A 24532-nucleotide genomic window follows, 5' to 3' on the forward strand; every position below is an offset into this window, starting at 1 on the left:
GGTTTACCTGCTCAGGGAGCAACTCAAGGAGATGTGGTACTGCACAGATGAAGCCGAAGCCACGGCTCAATGGAACCTCTGGTGGCAACAAGTCAGAGAGAGCGGTATCAGGCCACTACTCCAATTTGGCCAGCGTCTTAAAAACTATCTTCATGGCATAGTTGCTTCAGCGGTTCATCCGTTGCACACCTGCCGACTAGAGGGGATGAACAACAAAATCAAACTGCTGAAGCGAATGGGCTATGGCTACCGGGATACCGAATACTTCTTTCTGAAAGTCAGAGAGGCGTTCCCCGGAGATCCGCGATGAACCTTTTTTATTGTCTGAGTGTCAATGAACTTCCTTGACCCTTGAAAGGGCGCTGTCCTGCTCTTCCAACTGATGGCTCAAGGTTTCGACGTCAATAAACAGGGTTTCGGGTTTCAATTCTTTGTTGGGTAAGCAAATACAGGCCGCCAGGCGATAATCCAGCCGAAGATGATGAAATTTGCTGTACTCTTCGCTGAAGGCCTTGAGCTTTTCATTAATTCGCTCAATCACTTTCTCTGTCCCCATTTTATCGACGTTGAACAGACCAAGGGCGAACAGATGGTGGTTCATGCGCCCTAGTAGATCTGTATTGCGCAGCAAGGCTTCCTGCACCTGTTTGGCAAAGAATTCCAGCAGGTGAGGTTGGTTAACTGTTTCATGTATGTGAGGGCAAAGATACAATAGCGCCAGACTCTGGTGATCTCGCAGATGGCGATACCATTCACGGTGAAAGACTTCCATAAAATAGGTCCGGTTATAGACCCCGGTTTCCGGATCCCTGAAACCCGAGTTACTGAAGGAATAAATCATGGGTTGGCTCCGAGCTAGTGACTGCTACAAGTATAGTTAACCAATCCATCTACTGAGTTGTGACAGGAGAATAACGACAATGAAAAAAGGGTTTTTGCTGTGCTCTATTATTTTGGCGTTGAGCGCTTGCTCCAAAGAGGAGAGCACTTTAGTGACTCAGCCACAGGCGGAGCAACAGCCCGCTGCGGCAATGGCACAAACGGCAGAGCAGGCTTATCTCGCCATGGTGGATCAGTTCTTCAAGGACTACCTCAAGCTTGAGCCCATCTATGCCACCTTTGTTGGGGTCAATGATTATAACGATACCTTCGGTGGCGACCTCTCCGAGGCTTACCTCAAACAGCGCCATGAACTCAATAGCCGCTACGCCGCCCAGGCCAAGACCATAGATAGACAAGCCTTGCCCGAACAGTTGCAACTCAGTTACGACATGTTTGTCTATGACAGAGACATGGCGTTGGTGGATGAAACCTTCCCCAGCCGTTTTATGCCGATAAGCCAGTTCTACAGCACAGTGATTACCATGGTGCAGCTTGGCAGCGGTGAGAGTGCCCAGCCTTTCAATACCCCGCAGGATTACGCCAACTGGCAGCAAAGGGTGAAAGGTTTTGTCAAATGGACTGAGCTGGCGAAACAGCGTATGGATGAGGGCATTGCCAGCAAGGTTGTGCTGCCACGGGTATTGGTCGAGCGGCTTATCCCTCAGTTGCAGGCGCAGTTGGTGGACACGCCTCAAGATAGCATTTTCTACGCCCCTGTGACCAAGATGCCCGAGAGCTTCAATGCCGCCGAGCGCGCCTTGATTGAGCAGGAATATCAACAGATGATCAGCCAAGAGTTGCTGCCGGCTATCGCCTCACTCAAGCAATATTTTGAGCAAACCTATCTGCCGGCCTCACGGGCCACTGACGGTTGGTGGGCGCTGCCTAACGGTAAAGTCTGGTATCAACATCTGGCCAATGCCCATACCACAACCACTATGGCGGTGGACGATATTCATCAAATCGGCCTCAAGGAAGTGGCGCGGATCCTCGATGAGATGGACAAGGTGCGCCAACAAGTGGGTTTTGAAGGTGATCTCAAGGCCTTCTTTGCTTCACTGTCATCCGAGCCAGAGTACTTCTTCAGTGACAAGCAGGGCTTAATTGACGGCTATATGGTGCTCAAGGACAAGATCAATGCCGTACTGCCCGGTTACTTCAATGTGATGCCCAAGGCCGATTATGTAGTGAAGCCGGTTGAAAGCTTCCGTGAAAAATCAGCCGCCGGAGCCTCCTATGAAGCACCGGCCGTCGATGGCAGTCGTCCAGGGGTGTTTTACATCAACACCTATAACCTGAAAGCTCAGCCCAAGTGGGGCATGACCACTTTGTCATTGCATGAAGCGGCGCCGGGTCACCACTTCCAAATAGCCATCAAGCAAGAGCTGCAGGGCGTGCCTGAGTTCCAGCGTTTCAGCGGTTACACCGCCTTTGAAGAGGGCTGGGCCCTCTATGCCGAATATCTTGGAATAGAGATGGGTTTGTTTGAAGACCCGTACCAGTATTTCGGCAAGCTCTCGGATGAAATGCTGCGGGCGATGCGTCTGGTGGTGGATACCGGCCTGCATGCCAAGGGCTGGAGCCGCGAACAGGCGATTCAGTATATGAAAGACAACTCTCCGCTGGCAGAAAGCGACATTATCGCCGAGGTGGAGCGCTATATGGCAATTCCTGGTCAGGCACTGTCTTATAAAGTCGGTCAGCTGAAGATCCTGGAGCTTAGATCCCGGGCCGAGAAAGCCCTGGGGAACGACTTCGATCTCAAGGCCTTCCACGATCAAATTCTCACCACGGGTTCCTTACCCATGGCGGTGATGGAAGCCAAGATAGATCTCTGGATAGAAAAACAGCTGAAGCAGAAAGCATCAGCCTGAGACCAGACTTAAGTCGAGTCTTTGATAAGCAAACTAAAAACGCCGCCATCAGACGGCGTTTTTCATTTTCAATTCAAGGCTTGCCATTATTGTTGTGTCAGTTAACTTCTGACACAGAATGATATTATACTGGCTGGGTTTGTTCGGTGAACCACCGAAAAAGGCCACTTGGCCAAGATTACTGAGGAGCAAATTATGGTGCAGGCAACAGCAAGACATCTACTGGTAAAGACCGAAGAGGAATGTGCCAGCTTGAAACAACAGATTATCGATGGTGCCGATTTTGCCGAGTTGGCCCGTAAACATTCCGCCTGCCCTTCAGGAGCCCAAGGCGGTGAGCTGGGCTCTTTCGGCCCGGGTATGATGGTGCGTGAGTTTGATGAAGTGGTGTTCAGCGCGCCGCTTAATGAAGTACAGGGGCCGGTGAAAACCGCTTTTGGTTTTCACCTGCTTGAAGTTACCAGTCGCGATTGAGCCCGGGTTAAACAAGTGATAGAAATCTATACCGATAGACTCAGGCTCAGGACTCTGACGGCGCAAGATTGGCCGGCGTTTCTGGCGCTGCATTGCGATCCTGAGGTGGGCCGCTTTGTACGTGAACCGGAGCCGCAGGAGCAGATTGAAGCCAAGTTTGAGCAGCGAAGCCAGCCTTGGCGTTACGAGTCCGGGGATTGGCTGACGCTGGTAATTGAAGAACTGGGCAGCGACTGCTTTGTCGGCTTGACCGGCTTTTACTGTGTCGATCCTGAGCTGGCGCAGGCCGAGGTAGGTTATCTGTTGCATCCGGATATGCAGGGGAAGGGCTACGCCACAGAGTCGCTACGCGGGGTAATAGATTGGGGTTGTTTGAGCTTCAATATTCACAAGTTCATCGGTCACTGCGCCAATGACAATCTGGCTTCGGCCAAGGTCATGGAGAAATGTGGCTTCGAGCTTGAGGGAATATTGCGGCACAACTTCCGTATCGGCGATCTTTGGGTGGATGACAGGGCCTATGGCCTGCTCAGCGATGAGCGTCGTTGACTTCTCTCCCCCAAGCGGATGCTTGCTGCTATAATCCGCCCCAAATCGAGTTAATTCCAGCAAGGCAAGGTCACAGTGACACAGAAAATGAGCGAATTCACCCTCAATAGCGGCGATGAGTATATTGAGCTTTATAAAGTGCTGAAGGCAGAAGGCATGACCAGTGCCGGCGCCGAGGCCAAGCATGTGATTGCCGAAGGGCTGGTGCTGGTCAATAACGAGGTTGAAACCCGCAAGCGCAAGAAACTGCTGCCGGGCGATCTGGTCAGCTTCAACGGCGAAACGGTTAAAATAGTGGCGGCGCAATAGGCGCAAGGGGAACAGAATGCAATTTCCAGATGATGACAACGGCAAGATGCTGCAGGCAATGCAGGAGTCGGGTATCGACTTGAGCAAGCCTTTGGATGTGGACTTTTTCCTGGTGTTTGATGATCAGCGCGACGCTGAATCGGCATTGGAAGACCTGAGTCAATCCGAGCAGGCCGGCGAAGTTGAGCTGCAGTTCAACGAAGAGATTGAAAAGTGGGAGCTGATTGTCTGCATCAATATGGTGCCCGAGTATCAGGCTTTGGTGGCGCGCGAAACCGAGCTGAACAGCTTTGCCGCCGAGTTTGATGGTATGACAGATGGTTGGGGCGTGATGCAGCATCAGGACGGCGATGACGAGTTTGCCGATGATGACCATGAGTGTGATGAGCACTGCCACCACTGAAGATAAGTGAATTTTTCCTGAGCCACCCAAATTTGGGTGGCTTTTTATTCTGCACTCACGGATTGCCAATCTCAGGGAGAGTGATATGGCCAAACACATCAGTTTTGGAACCCCGGTCAACGACGCCGAGCGCTGGGCCTTTGAACTGCTGGGTGATGAGTTACCCAAAGATTATCTGCTGCTGACCAATATTGAGATCCCGACTCAGTCCGGGCAAGCGATGGAGGTGGATGCTCTGGTGGTCGGCGAGTGGGGCGTGTATGTCATCGATGTCAAAGGCTATATCGGCCGACTCAATGCCGGTCTGCACGCTTGGTCGCTGGATGGTCGCGAGGTGGACAACAGCCTGTCCAAGGCCAATTATGTTGCCAGAGTGCTGGCCGGTAAGCTGAAGAATAAGATCCCGGTCGGTGTTTATGCTCCCTGGTGCCAAGGCATGGTATTTGTAACAGGTCACAAGGGCGAAGCCATAGAGCTGGAGAAGCAGGACGGTGCCCTGAGCATCTATACCCCAAGGCAGATCATCGCTGCGCTCACCAAAGAGTGGGGCCTGACAGCTCCCCATAAGCACCAGATCAATCAGCGTCAGAAAGAGGCGGTGTTGGACACTCTGGGGCAGGTGGCTCTGGTGGAACAGCGCAACAATAAAATACAGGATTTTATCAAGCTCAAATGCCTGTTCCTGCAAAGTGGCCTCGAAGTCTGGCAAGCCGAGTACAATCCCGGCGGCTGGACCGCGCCCTGGCTGCTGAAAATTCTGATCCCTACTCATTTCGAGCAGCTTTCTGAAGCAAGACAGCATGAAGAGCGGCTGCGGGGGGAGTTTCAGCGGTTACAGAAACTGTCCGGCTGCAGCGGCGTGCCTTACTCTGCGCCCCTTATTCAGGATGGCGAGCAGTTGGTGTTGCCTATTCGCATGCCAAGAGGTGTGCCTATTCATCTGCTGGAAATCGAGCGGCTCAGCATCTATCAACTGCTGGAGATACTGCGCCGCGGTGCCACCAGTCTGTCGCAAATTCATCGGCGTAATATCTGTGTCGGCGGCTGGGATGAGCACTGCCTGTTTATCGGTGATGATGGCGAAGTCGAGTTTATCGATATCCGTGATGACATCAGTATCGATGAGGATCTCAGGCGCTATGCCGAGCGATTCTTACCCCTGGCGCTGGCCACTCATCAGCCACGTATCTATCTCTGGTTCCAGCGAGTTGCGGCAGGCCGGGGCGCGGATCTTGATGAGCTTAGAGCCGACCTCAGCGCGCTTATCGAAACCGGAGTCTGTGACAGCCTGGATAGTGATACAGAGATAGCCGAGGGCAGCGTTATCGACCATCACTTCCGCCTCGAAGAAGTTATCTATCAGGCAGCTCATAGTGAACTCTGGCGCGCCACTCACCTTCAGGGACAGTTCGATGTCGGGCTGTCTGTCTATCGCTTTTTGCAGCAGGACTGGCCCGGTCTAAATCATCAATACCGCAGCCTGAGCCGCATTTATCACCCCAATGTGGAGCGGGTATTGGCCTTTGGCGAACTTGGCGGCAGCGACAGGGTCTTCATTGCCAGGGCCTGGGAGCGGGGAGTTGCTTTGGATTGCGCCGAGATCCAATCGCCGCAACAGGTGATAGGCTGGTTTCGGCAGTTGCTGACGGCGCTGCAGTATCTCCACAGATTGGATATCTTCCATCGTGCCATCTGCCCGAAGAATATTGTTTGCAATGGCGACAGCGCCGTGCTTTTAAACTTTGGCCTGGGTCAGGACATAGCGGCCAGACACTATGCTGCTCAATATGCTGACCCGGATCTCTGGGCCCTTGAAGGGGATGCCGAACGGGATCTCTATGGTTTGGTGGCCAGTTTTATTGATGTGTTGACCCCTATAGAGCTCAAGGGCGATGCAGGCCCTGCGGGTATGCTCAGGGCTCTTGATGCCTTCGATCCCCGTTGGTTGGGAGAGTCTTTGTTTGCCATGTGCCACAAGGTGCTGTGCTTTGAGGTCAGTCTGGCGGATAATGCCGACTACTTGCCACTGTTTGGCTTCAAGCGGTAGGGCGCAAACTCAGACAGCAGCCAATCGATAAACAGCGCCGATTTACGTGGCAGGCTGCTGGACTTGGGGGTTAACAGATAATAGCTGTAGGGGCTGACAAAGGGCGCTTCAAAGGGGATCACCAGAGTGCCGGCCTTGAGCTGATCTTCGATAAAGAAACGCGGGATCAGCGCCGCCCCCATGCCGCTGGCGGCGGCCTGACTCAGCATATAGAAATGCTCGACGCCAAACTTCTGCTCTGTGGTCAATGTTATCCCCAGTTGCCTGGCCCAGTAAGGCCAAAGCTCAGGACGGGTGGTGTGCTTCAGCAGCGTCACCTGGTTGATGTCCTCGGGCCGTTTCAATTCAGGGGCCAGCAGCGGCGAGCATACCAGACACAGCTCTTCATCCATCAGTTTGATCACATTCATCCCCTGAGGCTCACTGGTGGCGGAGCGAATGGCAATGTCGTAGCGACCATTGGCAAAGTCGACAGCGAAGTCACCTATAGTGAGATCCACATACAGCTGTGGAAAGCGTGACTTGAACTCCTCCATTCTCGGGATCAACCAGTTGATGGTCAGGCTGGGTAACACATTGATGGCCAGGGTCTGCGCCTTGAGACTTTGACGTTTCAGCTCGGCGGTGGCATTGGCCAGGGTCTGCAGTGCTGCCTGCACCTGCGGCAGGTATTGTCTCCCCTCATCTGTGAGCGCCAGTTGCCTGTGTTGACGCACAAACAGGCTGAATCCCAGGAAGTTCTCGAGTAGGCGCACCTGTTTGCTGATGGCACCGTGGGTCACATACAACTCCTGCGCCGCCAGAGTGATGCTTTGCAGCCTTGCCGCTGCCTCGAATGAACGCAGGGCATTGAGAGGAGGTAATTCCTGAAGCATGTTTTCTCCGCTGTTTTTTATGTGAGAAAATCTCACACATGGGCGAGAATAACTCCTTTGCCTTTTGGGGGCAAACTGCGTCTAATAGCAATCCTTCAACTCTGTATTCGACAACATAAAAAATGGCATTTGAACTCACTCTGCAATTGGCTACGGTTCTGTTTTTTGTCGCCCTGTTAGCGGGCTTTATTGACTCTATCGCCGGTGGCGGTGGTCTGTTGACTATTCCGGCGCTTATGTGGGCCGGTCTGCCTCCGGCGGCGGCGCTCGGCACCAACAAGCTACAGGCCTGTGGCGGCAGTTTCTTCGCCAGTCTCTACTTTGTGCGTAAGGGGATGGTGAAGCTGGGGGAGATGAAACTGGCAATTGGCTGCGCCTTTGTCGGCGCCTCAGTCGGTACGGTTCTGGTTCAACTGATAGATGCCAGTGTGCTGGAGTTGGTGCTGCCGTTTCTTATCCTGGCTATTGGTTGTTACTTCTTGTTTTCAAAGAAAATCACTGAAGATGACCGCGCCAGGGTTCTGACCCCAGGGGTATTTGCCTTTACCGCCGCACTCGGGGTGGGTCTGTATGATGGCTTTTTCGGCCCGGGCACCGGCAGCTTCTTTGCCCTGGCGTTTGTGTCTTTGGCGGGCTTCGGCCTGGCCAAGGCGACGGCTCATGCCAAGGTACTGAATTTTTCCACCAATATTGCTTCGCTCATCTTTTTTGCCCTCGGCGGCAAGGTGGTGTGGCTGCTGGGATTGGTGATGCTGGCAGGGCAGGCAGCCGGGGCGACTCTGGGCTCACGTCTGGTGATCACCAAGGGCAGCAAGATCATCAAGCCGCTGGTGGTGGTCATGTCGCTGGTCATGAGCCTCAAGCTGCTGGCCGATCAATATCAGTGGAGTTTTTAAACCCAAATAAGGCAGTCGGCTGAGTGGTAAGCACTCGGCCGTAGAACCTCGGCCGGCGCATATACTATTGCATTGATTTTGCATACCATAAGGCTCACGTATCCGCCTGTAATCTTAGCGCCCAATGAAATTTATCCATACCTCGGACTGGCATATCGGTCGGCAACTGCACAACGAGTCGCTGCTGGATGAGCAAGCTCATATGCTTGAACAGATAGTGGCGCTTGCCGCTGAGCATCAGGTTGATGCCCTGGTGGTTGCCGGTGACATATACGACCGCTCGATCCCGCCTGCCAGCGCGGTTGCCCTGCTGGATAAGTTCCTCAATATCCTGCTCAATGAGCATCAAATTCCTGTGCTCATGATAGCCGGCAATCACGACGGTCAGGAGCGGCTCGGATTTGCGGCGCGACAAATGGCCGCCAGTGGCCTTTATATTAGCGGCCCGCTGCAAGCGCAAGTTAAGCCGCTTATCCTCAAAGGCCGTGACGGCGATGCCTGTTTCTATCCCATTCCCTATGCCGAGCCGGCGCAGGTAAGGCATGTGCTGGAGGTGGATGCCAGCAGCCACCAGCAGGCGATGGCCTGCTTGCTGGAGCAGGTTCAGGCGCACGATAGCCAAGGCCTGCCCAAGGTAGTGGTGGCCCACTGTTTCCTCGATGGCGGCAGTGAGTCTGAATCCGAGCGGCCCTTGAGTATCGGCGGCGCCGATAAAATCGACCCTGCACTCTTTTGCGGCTTTGACTACGCGGCGCTCGGGCATCTGCATGGCCCACAATACAAGGGCGCCGAGCACGTGCGCTATTCGGGCTCGCCGTTGAAATATTCCTTCAGTGAACACAAACAGAAAAAATCCGTGACTCTGGTGGAGCTGAACGCAGGACATACCCCAAAAATCACTCTGCTACCGCTAAAACCCAGGCGGGATGTGAGGGTGATTGAAGGCCTGCTCGATGAACTGCTGCAACAGCGCGAAAAAGATCCCGGGCGAGAGGACTACCTGATGGTGCGCTTGCTCGATACCCAGGCGCTGCTGGATCCCATGGGCAAGCTGCGCGGCGTCTATCCCAATGTGCTGCATCTGGAGCGCACGGGCCTGATGTCCCGGCAACAGGGGCAGGAGATTGGCCGCGACAGAATCAAAAAAGGCGAGCTCGACATGTTCAGCGATTTTTTCAGTCAGGTACAGGGTGAGGCCATGACAGAGGCGCAGCAGCAGACCATGAGCCGTTTGATTGAAGAGTTGCACAGGGAGCAGGAACAATGAGACCGCTGATTTTGGAAATGCGCGCCTTCGGCCCCTTCGCCGATTGTCAGCGCATCGACTTTACCGAGCTGGGCGACAAGCCGCTGTTTCTGATCAATGGCCCCACAGGGGCGGGCAAGACCACGATTCTGGATGCTATCTGTTTTGCCCTGTACGGCAAAACCACAGGTAACGAGCGGGAAGGCAGCCAGATGCGCTGCGATAATGCCGATGACGGCCTGCTCACCGAAGTGTATTTCAGTTTTGAATTGGGGCAAAAACGCTACAGCATTCGCCGCTGCCCCGAGCAGCAAAGAGCTAAAAGCCGCGGCGAGGGTTTTACCCTGCAAAAGAGCGAGGCGGAACTCAAGCGGCTGTTGCCCGATGGCACCGAAGAGTTGCTGGTGGCCAGTAAGGTCACGGATGCCAACGCCTGTATCGAAGAGTTGACTGGCCTGGATGTGGATCAGTTTCGCCAGGTGATGGTGCTGCCCCAGGGTAAGTTCCGCGAGCTTTTGCTGGCGGACTCCAAAGAGCGGGAAAAGATCTTCAGCCAGCTGTTTCAAACCCATATCTACCGCCGCATTGAAGAGCGCCTCAAACAGCAGGCGCTGGAAATCAAGGCAAAGGCCAGAGACTTGCAATCACGCCGCGCCGGGATTTTGGAAACTGCCGGTGTCGAGAGTCTCGAGCAGTTGAGTGCAGAAATTGCCGCTCTGACCCCCTCTTTGACCGAAGCGACAAGTAACAAACAAAAAGCCAGCGATGCCTTGACCCAGAGTGCCAAGACGCTCGATAACGCCAAGGCGTTAACCGCCGAGTTTGAGCGCCGCAAGCTGCTGCAAACCCAGCTTGATGCGCTTGAGCAGCGGCGCGCTGAAATCGAGCTGCATCAGCAGACGTTGGAGAATGCCCGCAAGGCTGAAAAGTTGCTGCCAAGCCTTAAAGAGTTGCAGTTTCGCCAGCAGGAGTGGCAGCAGGCTAAAGCCAAGGAGGCTGACTATGCCAAGCAGTTGCAGAGCGCTGAGCAGCGTCTGAAACAGGCCACAGATGATAAGGCTACACTCGCCGAGTTGGATGAGCACGCTAATAAGCTGCGACGGGAGCTTGAACAACTCGACAAGCTGCAGCCGGCTATTAACGAGCTTAAGCAACTGACCGAGGAGCATGAGCTTGGCCTAGTGGAGCTTGGGCGCCTTGTGCGGGCAGAGCAGCAGAGTCGCACTGAACTGGAACAATGGCAGCAGAAACAGCAAAGACTCAATTCAGAGGAGAACGAACTATTCTCAAGCGCCGAGCGCCAAGGGCTGCTGTATCAGGCTCTGGCGGCGCTGAATGTTCGCCTGGAGAAGACGGAGCAGCTCGGGCACATTAAGCAAAAATGGCAGCAAGCCCGAGTCAGCCTGCAGCAGGCCGAGGCCCATGGTCATCAATGCAAGGCCGAAAGACAGAGCGCCGAAATGGAACATCAAAGGTTGCAACTGGCCTGGCATACAGGGCAGGCGGCTATTCTGGCGGCTAAGTTGCAGCCGGGGCAGCCTTGCCCCGTATGCGGCGGTTTGGATCATCCGGCACCGGCCGAGATGGCGCAGGATATTCCGGGTGAAGCCGAGCTCAACCGGGCGAGAGACGCCGAGCAGCAAGCCTCGGCAAGGCATGAGGCGGCCCGCAGCGATTATCGTCATATCAAGCGGCAAACCGAGGAGTTGCAGCTCGAACTGCAGCGCTTGAGCGCTGAGCTACAGGCCTGTGCTGCAGCGGATGTTATGGTTGATGTTACGGCTGATGTTAAGACTGATGTTAAGACTGATGTTACGACAGAGGTTAAGGCTGACGCTGCTATGGATGCCGACTCCTATGTCAAAGCCGATCTCACTACGGAAATAGACAGGCTTGAGTCCCGGCGCAGGCAGCTGCTCAATGAATTGCAACAAGCCGAAGCGGCTCAAACCCGCCTCAATAACTGCAGGCAACAATTGCAGCAGGCCAAGCAGCAAGTGGAGCAGCGACTCAAACACAGCGAGACTCAATTACAGCAGTTGCAGCAGCTAAGAGCGCAGTTGAGTCTTGCGGGAGCCCGTAAAGACGCGGCGCTTGCTGCTCTGCCCAATGAATATCATTCTTTGGCAGCGGAGGCGGCGCTTGAACTGATGGCGCGGCAACTTGAGCAAAAGCAGAGTGAGTGGCAACAGCTCAAACAGCAGCAACAAGATATCAATCAACAGTATACCGAGGCCGTCAGCCAGCATAAGGCACTGATGCAGGCATTGGCATCGAGCCGTGAAGACAACGCCCGGGCCGAGCAGTTTGCCATCAAAGCACAACAAACGCTTGATGATGCCCTGAAACAATCTGGATTTGCCGGCCGTCAGGCGTTGGAACAGGCGCAGCTGGATGAAGCACAGATGCAGGCATTGGCTGAGAAGATAGAGGCCTGGCGCACTCAGCGCTCGGAGCAGCAGGCGCTGCTCAAAGCCATGGATGAGCGGCTCGCCGGACAAAGCCTGCCTGAGCTTGGGCAGCTTGAAAACCTCTGGCAGCAACAGCAGCAGCAACTCTCCGAGGCGGAGGATGCCTGGCAGACGCTCAACAACCGAATGCAGAGCCTTAAAGGTACAGAAGCCCAGCTCAATAAAGAAGCGCTAGCCGCTCAGGCGCTGGAGCAGGAATACGCCCTTATCGGCACTCTGAGTGATGTGGCCAATGGCAACAGTCATAGCAAGGTGAGTCTGCAGCGCTTTGTGCTCAGTGTCTTGCTCGATGATGTGCTGCTCGAGGCCAGTCGCCGTTTGGCGCTGATGAGCAAAGGCCGCTACCGCTTGCTGCGTAAAGAGGACAGGGCCAAGGGCAATAAGGCCTCCGGTCTGGAGCTTGAGGTGGAGGATGCTTACAGCTCCAAGGTGCGTCCGGTGGCCACACTCAGTGGTGGTGAGAGCTTTATGGCGGCCTTGTCGCTGGCGCTGGGGCTCTCTGATGTGGTGCAGGCTTATGCCGGTGGTATCAAGCTTGATACCCTGTTTATCGATGAAGGCTTTGGCAGCCTGGATCAGGACTCATTGGAGCTGGCGGTTCGCACCCTGATGGATCTGCAATCCAGTGGCCGCATGATAGGGGTTATCTCCCATGTATCCGAGATGAAAGAGCAGATAAGCTGCCGTATTGATATCAACAAGCATGCACTGGGCAGCAGTATTCGCCTGGTTACAGTTTGATGCAAATGGGGCAATTTTGTCGGTCAATTCCGAAATTCACCCAGTAATCATGGGGTTTTGGCGAATAATACTTGTCTCAGGGACTTTTTTTGATATAAGTTTGCAGCTGGCCCCTTGAAAACAGGGGATCCAGCTATTGGTTTTTCAGTTTGAACTCGGTGAGGCAACAGTTGCAGACAGATAGAATATCCTGGTTGAGTATGATCCCTATGCGTTTGCAGGCCTTACCCGCTTTTCACAAGAAGCTGCTGCTCAGCTCAGGTTTGTTGGTGGGTGCGGCACTGCTTTGGCCCGGAGCTCACGAAGTCACCCCACAACGTATTCCCTTGCATCTTGATATTGAAGCTCTGCTGCCTCAAGTCGGCACTGAGCCTTCGGTTGTTGAAGTCGCCGGCCCGGATTTTGAGCGTGTTATCCAAAGTGGTGACACCCTCAGCGTATTGTTCCAAAAGGCAGGTGTCGGCCAGCAAACCATGTACAAGGTGTTGGAAGCCGATTTGGATATCTTGGCACTCGATACCCTGCAACCGGGTAACAGGATCCGTTTCTGGCTCGATGAGCAGGGCAATCTTACCCAGCTGGAACTCTACTTCAACGCCGCACATCAGGTGCTGTTCAAGCGCTTCGACGATGGCGGTTATGGGGTGGAAGAGATCAACATCGAAGGTTTCTGGCAAAACCGGATTGTCAGCGGTGAAATCCAGGGGTCTTTCTATCGTTCGGCGCAGCGGGTCGGCCTGAGCGCCGCCGAAATTCAAAAAATTGAGAGCCTGCTGAAGGAAAAGCTCAATTTTGCCCGGGATCTGCGTGCCGGTGACCACTTTTCAGTACTGATGAATGATCAGTACATAGAAGGGGAGTCGACCGGTGTCAGTCAGGTGCTGGGATTACGGATCCAAAACGGCCGCAATGAAATCACCGCCTTTCAGAGCACGGATGGCAACTTCTATGATGAGAAAGGTCAGAGCCTGGCGCGGGCATTTCAGCGGATCCCGCTGGAGAAACGTTACCGTATCAGCTCATCATTCAACCCCAATCGCCGTCACCCGGTCACAGGGCGGGTTTCACCCCATAACGGTACCGACTTTGCCGTGCCTATAGGCACCAGGGTAGTGGCGCCGGGCGACGGTGTGGTGACACTGGTAACCAATCACAGATTCGCCGGTAAATATATAGTGATAGAGCACGGCAACAAATACCGTACCCGGTATCTGCACTTGTCCAAACCTTTGGTGCACAAGGGGCAGAGAGTCAGCCGTGGCCAGGTTATTGCGCTTTCCGGTAATACCGGGCGCTCGACCGGGCCGCATCTGCATTATGAATTTCATGTTAATGGTCGGCCGGTCAACCCAATGAAGGCGGATATCCCCATGGCCAGCCAACTCTCCAAAGAGCAGATGCGTGAGTTCAGCCAATTGGTCAGTACCCGCAAGATGATGATGGATCTCGGTTAAATCCGCTTATTGGTTTTGCAGTAGCCAGCGCTCAACGGTGCTGGCTTTTTTATAAGCAAATTTTACCCATCCAGGCCCATTTGTTAGGGTGTGGAGAAAACCTGAGTGCAACAGGAGGAAAAATGAAGTTATGGCATGCACTGGTATTAATGTTAATGAGCCTGGCGTTGCCGGTTACGGCGGCCGAAGAGCCCCCAAAACCCTATTCTGAGCAGAGTATTTACGACAAGCCCTTGATGGAGCGCTATGTGCTCGATGAGCTCAAGTCGATACGGCAAGACATGCAGTCGCTGGAAAAGCGGGTCACGGTCGATATTACCGACCGAGAGTTGGCGGTGGCCGACAAGTCGATGAACTATGCCAATGTGACTGTGACCTACTTCTTCTATCTTATCGCTGCCGCGGTGTCACTGATTGCTCTGGTAGGTTGGCAGTCACTCAAGGATATTCGAGACAAAACCCAGGAGATGGCCAACGAGAAGCTGGAGGCGATTGCTGCCCAGTATGAGAAAAAGTTTCAGGAAATGGAACGTGAGCTGAAACGCAAGAGCCGGATCATTACTGAAAACAACAAGGAAATTGAACGGATCAACGAGATCCACAACCTGTGGATCCGTGCTCAACATTCGCAGACACCGGAGCAGCGAATCGAGATCTACAACGATATCCTCAAAATACGTCCGGGCGATCTCGAGGCTTTAACCTACAAGGCAGATGCCGCCATGGAAATGGGCGAGTATCACTGGGCCTTGAGCATCTGTAACCGGGTGTTGGAAGTGGATCCCAAGAACGCCAATGCACTTTATCAGCGGGCCTGCGCCTTTACCCGCATGGGCTCGGAAGAGCAAGCGATTTCCGATCTGGAATTGGCTGTGGGCTTCAGTGCCTCACTCAGTGAGGCGGCCAAGGAGGAGAAAGACTTTGATTCCCTCCATGGCTACAAACGTTTTGACGATCTGATCAGTGACGACTGACAGTGAACCCTGCAGGCCGGGACTGTTCTTGAGGCTGAAGGCGGGTGTTAGCCTGCCTGCTGTAGCCGCTGCTGATACTTAAGGGCGCAGCGGCACAGTTTGCCCTTGAGTGCCGGGCAGCCGCCACAGGGGGATTTCTTAAAGGGGCGCAGCGCAAAGCTCATGCTGCCGGTCTGGGGTTTTAGACTGTGAAGCTGCCCAAGAGAAGGTTGATTGGCGGCAATCCAACTGCCGGCACGGTTTTTTAGTTCCGCCTTGAGCAGTTTCTTTTGTGGCTTCTTGAGTTTCTTTTGCCGGGAGAGTTCTGTGGGCAGTTGCTGCTCTAATGCGCTAACCAAGTCTTTGCCAAGGCGTTTGCGGCTCGACTTGCCAAGTGCTGGCAGCGTCTTTTTCAGCGCTTTATTGGCCTGTTTATGGCATATCTTGGAAACATGCTTGCTTATCTTGGGCATAAACCACTCCACTTCTTGCCGGTATCTTCATCTGTGCCAAGGCCGGTCAAAAGAAGCTGTCAGAAGGGCACTGACGATAACTTTTGGAAAGGCTGTTTGAAAAGCAGATACCAAAAACTAAAGCTGATTTTAAGTGAAAACCATTATCAGTCAATATGCGGTTGAGTTTATAACGCTTGGGTCTTTTGAGGGTAGGCCTTGGCGGGAACCGCTTCGAATAACGGCTGGATAGTAAGTGGATATATTACAGGAAGACCAGGAGCCGCACTTTTATAACGAGGTGGCTTTTGAATGCAGCTCTAACATTTACATTGGGTAGGGGTCTTGGTTGGCGTCCAGCAAGCTGAGGTAGATCCTGAGCTCAAACTCCAACTGATGGTAGTCAGGCTCCATATAGGTGCACAGTTTGTAGAAGGCCTTGTTGTGCTCTTTCTCCCTCAAATGTGCCAACTCATGCACCACCAACATTCGCAAAAAGGCTTCGGGTGCCCGTTTCAGGCGGGAGGAGATACGGATTTCGTTCTTGGTCTTGAGTTTGTGCCCTTGCTTACGGGCGGCGTAGGTATGCAGCCCCAGCGCCTGATGGCTGAGGCTGATCTTGTCGTCGAAACACACTTTGGCAAGCGGGTTTGATTGACGCAGATAAGTTTGCTTCAGCGCCTGGGTATAGTCCCAAAGCGCTTTATCACTGCGGATCTGGTGTAGCTCGGGATGGCGTTTTCGCAGGTATTCTCCCAGCTTGCCCGCTTGGCTGAGCTGCTGAACCTGCTGCTTTATCTCGTCGCTGTAGTGGGCCAGATAATCAAAACCGCTCAAGGGCTCAGACCTTCTTGTAGATCCGCATCTGCTGGAAGGCGTACGCGGCGTCAAAGGCGTTTTGCTGGAACTTTTTCAGCTCCAGGCCGCTGAAGTCCACTTGCGGTGGATTGCGTTTCAGCTGCTCTTTAATGCTTTGAGGTGTCAGCATTGTTACCGGCAACTTACCCAGTTGAATGGCTGCCTCGAACTTGAAACTGGCAGAGCTGCCGGCCAACTTACCCTTGTATTCGCGTTCGATAATCACTATGTGTTCGACCTGATAGTCTTCCATTAACTTATTGAAGGCGAATTGGAACTCCCTAATCGCTTCCTGGCTGGCAGGATTGCTCAAGGTAAATGAGTGACGGCGGCAATCGGGGACGTTGAATACGTCACCCTGGGCGCTCAGCAAACAGATGACGGCTTCGCCGCCTTTTAATTCAACAGCACAAACTTTCATGGTATTCCTTTTGGTTCAGCATGCCGCACCGGCGGCTAATGTTAATCTTATGACTCTGAGCCGCTTTCATCGCCGTTATCTACTGGAGCGGGTTTACGCCTCATGGGGGCATCGCCCACATCCACCCCGGTAATAAAGCGCTTGTCTCTGCCGGACTTGGTCTTGCCCGGTTTAGCCGCTGTCTTGCTGCGGCCCTTGGGCTTGCCGGCCTTGGCGTTCTTGGGTTTGCTGCTCTGGCGCTTGGGATCGGCCAGGCCACTGAATTTGGGTTCTAGCCCCTCAAGGGTACTGAGCTCGAAGCGGCGACCGAGAAAGCTCTGCAGCTTCTTGAAGTTGAACCAGTCCTTGGGACCCACCAGAGACAGGGCGTCGCCCTTGGCACCGGCGCGGCCGGTACGGCCGATACGGTGGACATATTCTTCGGCGAATTTGGGCATGTCGAAGTTGACCACCAAGGACACATTCACCAGATCCAGACCGCGGGAGGCGACGTCGGTTGTCACCAGAATTTGCTGCTGGCCACGGCTGAACTGATCCATTATCTGGTTGCGGGCGCTTTGGCGCAGTTCACCACTGAGCGCCACGGCGCTGTAGCCTTCTTGCTTGAGCTTCTCGGCTAATCTGTCGGTATCCTGGCGGGTGGCGGTGAAGATGATCACCTGGCGCTGTTGCTCGCGCTTTAGCAGCTCAGTCAGCAGCGCCTCTTTATGATCCAGATGGTCACAGAGGAAAATACGCTGGTGTATGTCCTGATGCTCGGCATTGGCGGCGCCAATGGCTACGTGCAGTGGATCATTGAGCAAGGTGGCGGCGATGTCATTGACCTCTTCATGTTCCAGAGTGGCCGAGAACATCAGTGTTTGACGCCGTCTATGGTTGGCAGCGTCGTTGATTGCCTTGAGTTGCGGGGCAAAGCCGAGATCCAGCATGCGGTCGGCTTCGTCAAGAATAAGCAGTTCCAGCCCTTCCAGATACAGATGGCGTTGTGACAGGTGGTCAGCAATCCGTCCCGGGGTGGCGACGATAAAGTGTGGATCCCGCGCCAGCGCCTTGGCCTGATCGTTGAAGTTTTCCCCGCCAAGCACACTGATGGCTCTATATTGGGTATTGGCAACCAACAGACGCAGCTGGGCGTAGACCTGGTTGGCCAGCTCACGGGTCGGCAGGAGTATCAGTACCCTGGGATCGCGCTTGCTGAGCGCCTTGGTGGAGATCACCCTTTGCATTGCCGGCAGCAAAAAGGCCAAGGTCTTTCCCGAGCCCGTCTTGGATGAGGCCATCAGGTCTTTCCCGGCCAGTGCTACGGGAATCGCTTCACGCTGAATTTCGGTAGGCTCGTCGATACCCATATGCTTAAGGGTTTGCAGCAGACGCTGATCCAGCGAAAAATCGGAAAAATGCAAAGGTAAACTCCTCAATAAAAACGACCGCATATTATAACGGCTTTTGTGGCGCTGGGCATGTATTTAGTCAAAGGAGTGTCGAAACAGCGGCGACTTTTGCTTAAAAAGGTCGCAAGCTCATGGCTGAAAGCCTGCCGGATAAAATCTGGAGCCGCTCAGGCTTCGGGTGTATGCTGCTTTGGCTGAATGGCATAGCTTGGAGTTTTTTAAGGAGAAAGGATGGCGCAGAGTCATAACCCTTGTATCGGTATCGCCCTCGGAAGTGGCGCCGCCAAAGGATGGGCCCACATAGGAGTGCTCAAAGGTCTGGCAGCCATGGGGGTGCATCCGGCCAAGGTGGCAGGTTCATCCATAGGTGCCCTGGTCGGTGCTGCCTATGCCAATGAACGCCTCGAAGAGCTGGAAGACTGGGTGCGCAGTTTTTCCAGCTGGGATGTGTTGGGGTTGATGGATATTAGTTGGGGTAAGGGTGGACTCATCAGTGGTGATAAGGTATTCAGTGCCATTCAAGATCGCATCGGTGATCTCTTGATTGAGGAGCTCAAATATCCCTTTACAGCGGTGTCGACCGACCTCTACTCAGGGCAGGAGATCTGGTTCCGTCAGGGCGACTTGCGCCAGGCCGTCAGGGCTTCCTGCTCCATGCCAGGGATCATGTCGCCGGTGCGTCAGGGCCATCGTTGGTTGGTGGATGGCGCAGTGGTGAATCCCATTCCCGTGTCTGTGGCCAGAGCCATGGGGGCCAGTTTGGTGATAGGTGTCGATCTGCATGGTCACAGGCGCGAACAGTTGCAGGTACTGCCGGTGGCACTCAATAGTGAAGAGCACTCATTACAGAACAAAGTGGTGGAGCATTCCTCCGAGAACGGTTTTATGGATCTGTTGGCCAAGGGCAAGGATTATATTTCCGGCCTGACCGACAAGTTCTCCCTCGGCAATAAGGCCGAACCCGGCATGTTGGCTGTGATGTCACAGTCGATGGATATTCTGGAGCAGCGCCACAAGCGCGCGCGCTTGATGGGGGATCCACCGGATATCTGTATCGTGCCAAAGGTGTCTGACATAGGCACTATGGAGTTTCACCGTGCCAGTGAAGCCATTGCCGCCGGTGAGAAGGCGGTGCAGCAGGCCTCGCATCTGATTGATGCGGCGTTGGGGCGTCTCTGAAACAGGCGCTTTTTTGTTAGTGCTTGGTATGGGCACACTTCCTGCATAGTCAGCACATCATCAGCATCAAGGCGCTTCAAGGGCGATTTTTTGACAATTTTTATGACAATCTTGTCTTAAAAACAACCGCTTGGGCGTCGATATGACGGAAAACTGACATGCAGCCTATCCATTCCTCTGTGGATCCCAGATTGTCCGGGGTCGATGCCTATGGCGTCAACAATCGTCTTACCAGCGGCAGCGGCCTCTCGGTTGTCGACACTGAAACTGTCAATGACAACAAGAGCCAGGGCTCTGCCTCGGCAAACATAGGGCAGGACAGCATATCCCTTTCCAACGATGGTAAAAGAGCCGCGCGGGTGCAGGAGTTGGCCAAGGAGTTTTTCGGCTCAGGTCAGTTCAGCAGTGCCGATTTACCCAAGCTTCTGGCGCGCCTAGGCGACGAAGGGCTGTTGTCTGAAAGCCAGATGGCCAGATTGCAGGGCAGCGGCCTGATGGGAGTTGATACCAAAGATAACGCCAGCCTCAAGGAGTTTATTCAAGGCCAGATTGGTATGCTCAGACAACAGGCCAGTCAAAGCCCTTTGCTCAACGCACTCAAGGGGGCGGACAGCCTGATGGGCAATATGGGGATGATGTATACCCCATCGAGCTCTTTGGCGGCCAACAAGGTAGCAGCTCAGTTGGACGCCGTGCTCAAGGGAGAAAACCAAACTGCCGAGAGCGCAGAGAACAACAGCAACAAGCTAGCGGGTAAGGCCTATTCCGCACTGCAAGATCCTCAACTGTTATCCCGGCTCAGTGGTGTCAGCGCTCTGATGCGCACCGCAGCAGCCATAGGCAGCCAGCAGCAGGGCAGTGGGCAAATCAATAGTTATCTGGCCTTGGCAAAGAGGTACTGACTAGCGGCCGTTTGGGTCTCGGTCAAGGGAAAAATCTCCACAAGTTGTGCTCGTCGGCACTAATCCCATAGTGTTGTTCATCCTCTTCAATACCATGATCCAGATCATGGTATTGAAGAGCGATTTGTCGCTTAATTCTCTACATATTGTGCTTGGTTAATAAAACACCACTATATATGGTGTTAAATAAACAACATGGAGATTAGAGAAATGCCGGTAGTGATTAAGCGGGACGGGTGCCGTACTCAGTTCGATGAAACAAGGATAAGGGATGCGGTGCTGGCAGCCTCTAGCCACTGCGGTATAGAAGATGTGGACTATGCGGCCACAGTCGCAGCGCTGGTCACCCAGGCGGTAACCGACAAGGCTGAGGTCAATATCCAGGAGTTGCAGGACAGGGTCGAAAACCTGTTGATGGAAGGGCCGTACAAACAAGTGGCCCGTAGCTACATTGAATATCGTCACGACAGAGATATCTGCCGTGAATCCAGCAGCCGACTGAATCTGGAGATCCGCGGCCTGGTCGAGCAGAGCAACGCGACCCTGCTCAACGAAAATGCCAATAAAGACTCCAAGGTGATCCCCACCCAGAGGGATCTCCTAGCCGGTATTGTCGCCAAACATTATGCCAAACATCATATCCTGCCCAAGGATGTGGTTGCCGCCCATGAGGCCGGTGAGATCCACTATCACGATCTCGACTATTCGCCTTTCTTCCCTATGTTCAACTGTATGCTGATCGATCTCGGTGGCATGTTGACCCAAGGGTTTAAGATGGGCAATGCCGAGATTGAGACACCAAAATCCATCTCGACTGCGACCGCAGTTACCGCGCAGATCATCGCCCAGGTCGCCAGCCATATTTATGGCGGCACCACAATCAACCGCATAGATGAAGTGTTGGCCCCTTTTGTGGCCAAGAGCTACGACAAGCATTATCAAACTGCGCTCAAGTGGGGGATTACCGATGCCAAGGCGTTTGCCACAGAGCAGACCAAGAAAGAGTGTCACGACGCCTTCCAGTCGCTGGAATATGAGGTCAATACCCTGCATACCGCCAATGGTCAGACGCCTTTTGTTACCTTCGGTTTCGGTTTGGGTACCAGCTGGGAGTCGAGGCTGATCCAAGAGTCTATTTTGCGGATCCGCATGGAAGGCCTTGGCAAGAACCGCAAGACAGCGGTTTTCCCCAAGTTGGTGTTTGCCATTCGTGATGGTATCAACCATAAGGCCGGCGACTGCAACTACGACATCAAGCAGTTGGCGCTCGAGTGTGCCAGCATCCGCATGTATCCGGATATTCTCAACTATGAGCAGGTGGTCAAGGTTACTGGCTCATTCAAGACTCCTATGGGTTGTCGCAGTTTCCTTGGCACCTATGAGGAAAACGGCGAGCTGCTGCATGAAGGTCGCAACAACTTAGGCGTAGTCAGCCTGAACTTGCCGAGGGTGGCGCTGGAAGCCAAGGGTGATGAAGCCGAGTTTTATCGCATTTTGGATCAAAGGCTGGAGATGGCCCGCAAGGCGCTGGATACCCGCATCGAACGTCTGGCCAACGTCAAGGCCAGAGTGGCGCCCATTCTCTATATGGAAGGGGCTTGCGGAGTGCGCTTGCGCGGTGATGACAACATTGCCGAAATCTTCAAAAACGGCCGAGCTTCCATCTCTCTGGGCTATATAGGCCTGCATGAGACAATCAATGCGCTTTATGGTACAGACACCCATGTGTTTGACGATGAAACATTGAGGCAGAAAGCGGTTGCCATAGTGGCTCACCTCAAGGCGGCTACAGTGCGCTGGAAAGAGGAAACCGGTTATGGTTTCAGCCTCTACAGTACACCGAGCGAGAGCCTGTGCAGCCGTTTTGCCAAGCTGGATGCCAAGAGCTTTGGCCTGGTTGATGGTGTTACCGACAAGGGCTATTACACCAACAGCTTCCACCTGGATGTGGAGAAGAAGGTGAACCCTTACGACAAACTCGACTTCGAACAGCCATATCCCGAGCTCGCCAATGGTGGTTTCATCTGTTACGGCGAATACCCGAATATGCAGCACAACCTGGAAGCGCTTGAGAATGTCTGGGACTACAGCTACTGCCGGGTGCCTTACTATGGAACCAACACACCGATAGATGAGTGTTACGACTGTGGCTTTACCGGTGAGTTTATCTGTACCAGCAAGGGCTTTACCTGCCCCAAGTGTGGCAACCATGAGCCCAGTCGGGTGTCTGTGACCCGCAGGGTTTGCGGTTATCTCGGTAGCCCGGATGCCAGACCCTTCAACCATGGCAAGCAGGAAGAGGTCAAACGTCGGGTTAAGCACCTTTAACGACAAACTGTTTTATAGGCGCCTCTCGGGGCGCCTTGTGGATATCGCTATGAACTATCATCAGTATTACCCCGTGGATGTGGTCAATGGACCGGGCACCCGGGTAACCCTGTTTGTCTCCGGTTGTGAACATCAGTGCCGGGGTTGTTATAACCAGTCAACCTGGGATCCCCGCTCCGGGCATCCTTTCGACCAGGCGATGTCTGACAGGATCATTGCCGATCTCAATGACAGCCGGATCCCGAGAAGGGGCCTGTCACTTTCAGGTGGCGACCCACTGTTTCCGGGCAATCTTGACGCCATCAAGGCCTTGTTGCTGCGGGTGCGGGACGAATGCCCTGGAAAGGATGTCTGGCTCTGGACTGGTTATCGTCTCGATGAACTCAGTCCGGCGCAGCGGGAATTGCTCGGGCTTATTCATGTGTTGGTGGATGGCAAATTCGTGCAGGAGCAAGCGGATCCGTCGCTGAAGTTTCGTGGCTCGGCCAACCAGGTGATACATCTGCTCAACGACCCTCAGTAAGTACAAAAGTGAAAACTGGTTAACACAATTGCTTTTCCCTGCTAAAAAACCCCGTCACCTGGGCTTGAGTTGCTGTTATACTTCTGTCCGGCACATTTACGGCAACCAGGCCGTCCATTCTCAGGGTGCCGGGATTTTGTAAGGTAACAGAATGAATTTGAAGCAGGAGCTGCAACAGCTCAACGATAAGCTGGATCAGTATCGCCGTAAATTGGCCGCCGCAGAGCAACGTGGCGATGGTCCTATCATTGCCCAGTTTCAGCGGGAAATCGCCGCCGTCAACAAGCGGATTGCAGCCATCAAGGGCCAGCAGAGTCGGCAGCTTGGCAAGCAGGGACAGTCTATTCGCGATCTGCCTTTTAGCCGCGAACTCACCAAAGCCGAACAGGCCGACATGGGCAAACTCAAGAAGTCTGTCCGGGGTTTGGTCGTTGTGCATCCCATGACAGCGCTGGGCAGAGAAATGGGTATTACTGCCGTTACCGGGTTTGCACCCAAGGCATTTTAACTGCCGCCGTGACAGCAGATAATAACCAATGAATTTACTTGGGTATTCCGGTCGGTGGTAAAAACGCATAAAATGACCGGCCTGAGTACTGAGCACGCTTCACTATTATCTTGATTTTGAGGGATGTTAACCGTCTCAGGGAATGAGAGCAGTCGTTAAGGTTAATTCATGTCTATTAAATTTATCGCCACCGCCAAATTGCCAACCCCTTGGGGGGTGTTTGCCATGCATGGTTTCGAGGATACCGAAACCGGTAAAGAGCACGTGGCGCTGACTTTTGGTGAGCTCCAAGCCGATAAACCCATGCTGGGACGGATCCATTCGGAATGTCTCACCGGAGATGCCCTGTTCAGCCTGCGCTGCGACTGCGGCTTTCAACTGCAGACCGCGATGCAAAATGTCGCCGAAGCCGGTCAGGGCTTTATTCTCTACCTGCGTCAGGAAGGTCGTGGCATAGGGCTGTTGAACAAAATTCGAGCCTACGAGTTGCAGGACGATGGCGCCAATACAGTGGAAGCCAACGAGCGTCTGGGCTTTCCGGCCGATATGCGCAAGTACGATATGATTGCGCCCATGCTGGAAAAAATTGGCGTTCACAAGGTTAGGTTGATGACCAATAATCCGCGCAAGGTGCAGGCGATGAAAGATGTCGGCATGGAAGTTGTCGAGCGGGTGCCGCTGCAGGTGGGCAAAAACCGTTACAACGAAGCCTACCTCAAAACCAAGTCTACTGAGCTTGGCCATATGATGTCTGAGTATCATTTCACCGAAGGTCATCAGGACTGAGTCGGCAAAG

At 53.8% G+C, this 24532-nt stretch carries 24 protein-coding genes; 18 read left to right on the plus strand and 6 right to left on the minus strand.

All coding sequences use genetic code 11. The features are described 5' to 3' along the window. Positions 1–310: transposase (locus N512_RS23125; RefSeq protein WP_037475157.1), on the plus strand; the 310-nt coding region annotated here is incomplete at its 5' end. A gap of 21 nt (positions 311–331) precedes the next feature. Here the strand turns inward: N512_RS23125 and N512_RS0114265 are convergent. Next, complete coding sequence (locus N512_RS0114265) at positions 332–841, minus strand: diguanylate cyclase domain-containing protein (protein ID WP_025011241.1); 510 nt, start codon at positions 839–841, stop codon at positions 332–334. Positions 842–920: 79 nt separating this feature from the next. On the opposite strand from N512_RS0114265, the gene N512_RS0114270 reads away from it, so the two are divergent. From N512_RS0114270 to N512_RS0114295, 6 genes are all read left to right on the plus strand, one after another. Continuing rightward, entirely contained in the window at positions 921–2756 is a 1836-nt protein-coding gene (locus N512_RS0114270) for a DUF885 domain-containing protein (protein WP_028780768.1), read from the plus strand. 195 nt (positions 2757–2951) lie between these two features. Next, positions 2952–3230 carry a peptidylprolyl isomerase gene (locus N512_RS0114275; RefSeq protein ID WP_025011243.1) on the plus strand — a complete coding sequence of 93 codons (279 nt, stop codon included), beginning with the start codon at positions 2952–2954 and terminating at the stop codon, positions 3228–3230. A gap of 15 nt (positions 3231–3245) precedes the next feature. Next, a complete protein-coding gene (locus N512_RS0114280; protein ID WP_028780769.1) occupies positions 3246–3779 on the plus strand; it encodes a GNAT family N-acetyltransferase in 534 nt (177 codons plus the stop codon). Between the two features lie 87 nt (positions 3780–3866). After that, complete coding sequence (locus N512_RS0114285; RefSeq protein WP_037475159.1) at positions 3867–4088, plus strand: RNA-binding S4 domain-containing protein; 222 nt, start codon at positions 3867–3869, stop codon at positions 4086–4088. A 16-nt stretch (positions 4089–4104) separates the two neighbouring features. Further along, positions 4105–4491, plus strand: coding sequence for a ribonuclease E inhibitor RraB (locus tag N512_RS0114290; RefSeq protein WP_025011246.1), 387 nt, complete (start codon positions 4105–4107; stop codon positions 4489–4491). An 85-nt stretch (positions 4492–4576) separates the two neighbouring features. Further along, positions 4577–6538: an NERD domain-containing protein kinase family protein gene (locus tag N512_RS0114295; protein WP_028780771.1), complete on the plus strand. Its 1962-nt coding sequence runs from the start codon at positions 4577–4579 to the stop codon at positions 6536–6538. On the opposite strand, the gene gcvA is transcribed toward N512_RS0114295, so the two are convergent. Continuing rightward, positions 6508–7413: a transcriptional regulator GcvA gene (gene gcvA / locus N512_RS0114300; protein WP_028780772.1), complete on the minus strand. Its 906-nt coding sequence runs from the start codon at positions 7411–7413 to the stop codon at positions 6508–6510. The genes N512_RS0114295 and gcvA overlap by 31 nt on opposite strands. Before the next feature lie 122 nt (positions 7414–7535). Between gcvA and N512_RS0114305 the strand changes: the two genes are divergently transcribed. The 5 genes from N512_RS0114305 (at position 7536) to N512_RS0114325 (ending at position 15195) form a co-directional block, all read left to right on the plus strand. Beyond that, positions 7536–8309, plus strand: coding sequence for a TSUP family transporter (locus tag N512_RS0114305; protein WP_028780773.1), 774 nt, complete (start codon positions 7536–7538; stop codon positions 8307–8309). A gap of 124 nt (positions 8310–8433) precedes the next feature. Further along, the gene (locus tag N512_RS0114310) at positions 8434–9576 is read left to right on the plus strand and encodes an exonuclease SbcCD subunit D (protein ID WP_028780774.1); all 1143 of its coding nucleotides are present in this window, start codon (positions 8434–8436) and stop codon (positions 9574–9576) included. Further along, complete coding sequence (locus tag N512_RS0114315; protein WP_028780775.1) at positions 9573–12767, plus strand: AAA family ATPase; 3195 nt, start codon at positions 9573–9575, stop codon at positions 12765–12767. Before N512_RS0114310 ends, N512_RS0114315 begins: the two co-directional genes overlap by 4 nt. Before the next feature lie 170 nt (positions 12768–12937). Continuing rightward, positions 12938–14221, plus strand: a complete 1284-nt coding sequence (locus N512_RS0114320; RefSeq protein WP_025887161.1) for a peptidoglycan DD-metalloendopeptidase family protein — start codon at positions 12938–12940, stop codon at positions 14219–14221. Between the two features lie 122 nt (positions 14222–14343). After that, on the plus strand, positions 14344–15195 hold the full coding sequence (locus N512_RS0114325; protein WP_025887162.1) for a TPR end-of-group domain-containing protein: 852 nt from the start codon (positions 14344–14346) through the stop codon (positions 15193–15195). A gap of 47 nt (positions 15196–15242) precedes the next feature. Here N512_RS0114325 and N512_RS0114330 read toward each other — a convergent pair whose 3' ends face one another. The 4 genes from N512_RS0114330 to N512_RS0114345 form a co-directional block, all read right to left on the minus strand. After that, positions 15243–15647 (minus strand): hypothetical protein, encoded by a 405-nt coding sequence (locus N512_RS0114330; protein WP_028780776.1) that lies wholly within the window; start codon positions 15645–15647, stop codon positions 15243–15245. 306 nt (positions 15648–15953) lie between these two features. Beyond that, the gene (locus tag N512_RS0114335) at positions 15954–16463 is read right to left on the minus strand and encodes a M48 metallopeptidase family protein (protein ID WP_028780777.1); all 510 of its coding nucleotides are present in this window, start codon (positions 16461–16463) and stop codon (positions 15954–15956) included. A 4-nt stretch (positions 16464–16467) separates the two neighbouring features. Then, a complete protein-coding gene (locus tag N512_RS0114340) occupies positions 16468–16905 on the minus strand; it encodes a DUF3010 family protein (protein WP_025887164.1) in 438 nt (145 codons plus the stop codon). Positions 16906–16952: 47 nt separating this feature from the next. Next, positions 16953–18308: a DEAD/DEAH box helicase gene (locus N512_RS0114345; protein ID WP_028780778.1), complete on the minus strand. Its 1356-nt coding sequence runs from the start codon at positions 18306–18308 to the stop codon at positions 16953–16955. 219 nt (positions 18309–18527) lie between these two features. On the opposite strand from N512_RS0114345, the gene rssA reads away from it, so the two are divergent. The 6 genes from rssA to ribA all read left to right on the plus strand — a co-directional run bounded on the left by rssA (position 18528) and on the right by ribA (position 24522). Next, a complete protein-coding gene (gene rssA / locus N512_RS0114350) occupies positions 18528–19475 on the plus strand; it encodes a patatin-like phospholipase RssA (RefSeq protein ID WP_028780779.1) in 948 nt (315 codons plus the stop codon). Positions 19476–19633: 158 nt separating this feature from the next. Continuing rightward, a complete protein-coding gene (locus N512_RS0114355) occupies positions 19634–20377 on the plus strand; it encodes a hypothetical protein (RefSeq protein ID WP_028780780.1) in 744 nt (247 codons plus the stop codon). Positions 20378–20587: 210 nt separating this feature from the next. Next, entirely contained in the window at positions 20588–22705 is a 2118-nt protein-coding gene (nrdD, locus tag N512_RS0114360) for an anaerobic ribonucleoside-triphosphate reductase (protein ID WP_028780781.1), read from the plus strand. Between the two features lie 49 nt (positions 22706–22754). Beyond that, a complete protein-coding gene (gene nrdG, locus N512_RS0114365) occupies positions 22755–23228 on the plus strand; it encodes an anaerobic ribonucleoside-triphosphate reductase-activating protein (RefSeq protein ID WP_025011145.1) in 474 nt (157 codons plus the stop codon). Positions 23229–23379: 151 nt separating this feature from the next. After that, positions 23380–23736, plus strand: a complete 357-nt coding sequence (locus N512_RS0114370; protein WP_025011144.1) for a YibL family ribosome-associated protein — start codon at positions 23380–23382, stop codon at positions 23734–23736. A 168-nt stretch (positions 23737–23904) separates the two neighbouring features. Then, complete coding sequence (gene ribA, locus N512_RS0114375) at positions 23905–24522, plus strand: GTP cyclohydrolase II (RefSeq protein ID WP_025011143.1); 618 nt, start codon at positions 23905–23907, stop codon at positions 24520–24522. Positions 24523–24532 lie beyond the last annotated feature (10 nt).

The organism is Shewanella sp. 38A_GOM-205m, assembly GCF_000518445.1.
GTDB classification, from domain to species: Bacteria; Pseudomonadota; Gammaproteobacteria; order Enterobacterales; family Shewanellaceae; genus Shewanella; species Shewanella algae.